This is a genomic window from Corallococcus sp. CA053C, assembly GCF_003611675.1.
In the GTDB taxonomy this organism is placed as follows: domain Bacteria; phylum Myxococcota; class Myxococcia; order Myxococcales; family Myxococcaceae; genus Corallococcus.
The window spans coordinates 1-2,500 of sequence record NZ_RAWA01000689.1; the positions used below are offsets into that span (position 1 = coordinate 1).

Here is a 2,500-nt window from a genome sequence, read left to right on the forward strand (position 1 = left end):
CCACCCCCTCCCCTTCCTCCGGCTGGCAGGACGTGTTGATCCGCCACCTGGAGCCGCTGCTGGGCGGCTTCACCGCGAAGATGGCCATCCAGACCGCCTCGCTGCGGACCCTGAAGCGCCCGCCCGAACAGGTGGGCCTGCAGGACCTCCCGCAGCTGCTGGAGGGCCTCAAGCCCATGCTCAACACGTTCATCGGTGCCCTGCACACGAAGGTCATCCTCACGGAGTTCACGACGGCCATGGAGAAGCTGCGATGAGTCCCTCCCCTTCCCCGGGCCGCGCCTCCGGGTCGGTGGCTCCCTGGCTGGGCGCCGTGGCGGTACTCCAGGTCGTGCACCTGTTCGCGGCGGCCACGTTCCTCCAGGACGCGCACCGGCTGTCGCTGACAGGCGACGTGGCGGGCTGGGCCGTGGGCCTGCTCGCGGTGGCGGGCACGGTGGCGGCGACGCTGTCGTTCGCGCCGGGCGACTACCTGCGGCGCGTGTGGGGCCTGCTGACGGCGGGCGCGTTCCTGTCGCTCGTCAGCACGGCGCTGCGCAGCTACTGGATGCACGCGGTGCCGGACGTGCCGTTCGTCGACTCACCGCTGCTGCCGGTCCGCATGGTGGTGGTCGTGCTCGCGAACGTGAGCACCACGTTCGCGCTGGTGCTGCTGGCGCGCACCTACCGGCAGTCGGGCCTGGAGCCGCCGCCCAGCTCCCGCGCGACGCTGCTGTGGGCGGTCGCGGCGGTGTGCGCGTTGGCGGTGGGAGGGCCGGCGCTCGTCACGGCGATGGGGCACCTGGGCAAGGGCTTCGCGGCCACGTGCACGGCCGTCATCGCGCTCGCCTCCACGCTGGCGGACATGACGACCATCCTGCTCGTCGCGCCCATCCTGCGCGTCGCGTACATGCTGCGGGGTGGACGGCTGGCCTGGGTGTGGTGGGCCATGGGTGTGTCCGGCGCGGTGTGGCTCGTGTACGACGCGCGCGAGTGGCTGGCGATGGTGCTGCCCGGCAATCCCACCGAGGTGGTGGAGCTGCTGCGCACGCTGCGCACCTCGGGGCTCGCGATGCTGGGGCTCGCCGGGTGGTTGCAGCGCTCCGCCCTCGCCGCGTCCCAGCGCGAGTCCCGCGCCAGGGTCGCCGTCCCCACGGGGTGATCCGCGTCCCCTGATGCACGGACACCGACGGCCCGCTCCCGCGCACTTCCGGGGCGGGCCGTCCTGTTTTCACCGCCCGCGCGAAGCGCCCGGACCGCATCGCCGCGCACTTCCGGGGCGGGCCGTCCTGCTTTCACCCCGTGCGCGACGCGCCTGCGAATCGCATCGGCCGCGTACTTCCGGGGCGGGCCATCATGCATTCACCAGGTGCGTGAAGAGTCCGGACCGCATCGCCGCGCACTTCCGGGGCGGACCTCCTGCTTTTCACCGCCCGCGTGACGCCCGCGAATCTCGCCGCCGAGACACCGCCATCGCGGCGCCCAGCGCGCCCAGCGTCAGCAGGCCCACCCACAGCCCCGCGACGAGTCCCGGCGTCCGGTAGCGCAGGCTCACCGTATGCCGCCCCGCCGGCACCGCCACCGCGCGCACCGCCACGTTGGCGGGGAGGATGGGAACGGATTCGCCATCCAGCGTCGCGGTCCAGCCAGGCTGATACGCGTCGTTGATCACCAGCACCGCGGGCGCGGCGGCCTCCACGTCCACGCTGAAGCGCTCCGGGGACTCACGGGCCACCCGCACCGTCCCCGTGCCGGACACGGGCTCGAGCGGCAGCGGCGTCACGCACTCCACGATGGCGACGTCGCGCGGCGGCAGCTCGGGCGCCTTCATCCGCCGCAGGGCCTCGTCGGGCGTGGCCACGCACTCCGGCCGCGCCAGGTGGATCCGCTCGGGTGCCTCCGGATGCGCCACCAGCGTCACCCCGAAGAGCGCGTCCTCCGCCGCCACGCGCGCTCCCGGCGGCAGCCCCGACGTCAGCTCCATCGTGCGCGCCAGCGTGAAGCGCGTGGACAGGCGCGGCGCGAGCTCCCAGAACCAGCGACGCTGATCCCCTTGCAGCCGGCGCACCCGCACGCTCTCCCCGGGCAGGTAGCCGCCCGCGCTCTCCAGGTCCCAGAACACCTGCGTGTCCGGCGCGAGCACGACCATCTGCGCCAGGCTCAGCCGGTCCTTGAACTCGTATCCCGGCAGCGGTGGCGCGCCGTAGCCCTTCACCACCGTCTGCACGCGCACGGGCTCCCCCGCCGGCACGGACGCGCGGATCCGCTCCACGAACGGAGGCGGCGTCTCCAGGATCTCCGCCGGTGACACCTGGTAGAGCGGCCCGTTCTCCAGGAAGAGCGCCACGCCCTGGAGCACCACCAGCCCCGTGCCCCACCGCGGCCGCCACGCCAGGACCGCGCACAGCAGCGCGAGCCCGGAGGCCGTCCCCGCCATGCGCACCACGTTGCCCGACAGTCCCTCCAGCGCGGCGGCGGGCGCGTCCGGCCAGTGCGGCAGCACCCAGCCCCGCGTCCACAG

General features: G+C 73.9%; 3 protein-coding genes. 2 read left to right on the top strand and 1 reads right to left on the bottom strand.

All coding sequences use genetic code 11. The annotated features are described in order from the left end of the window. Window positions 1-257: hypothetical protein (locus D7V97_RS42150; protein WP_233583593.1), on the top strand; the 257-nt coding region annotated here is incomplete at its 5' end. Then, window positions 254-1,141, top strand: a complete 888-nt coding sequence (locus tag D7V97_RS42155) for a hypothetical protein (protein ID WP_120616154.1) — start codon at window positions 254-256, stop codon at window positions 1,139-1,141. The genes D7V97_RS42150 and D7V97_RS42155, both read left to right, overlap by 4 nt. 264 nt (window positions 1,142-1,405) lie before the next feature. Here D7V97_RS42155 and D7V97_RS42160 read toward each other — a convergent pair. Further along, a partial coding sequence (locus D7V97_RS42160; protein WP_147445234.1) for a YfhO family protein occupies window positions 1,406-2,500 on the bottom strand: 1,095 nt, incomplete at its 5' end.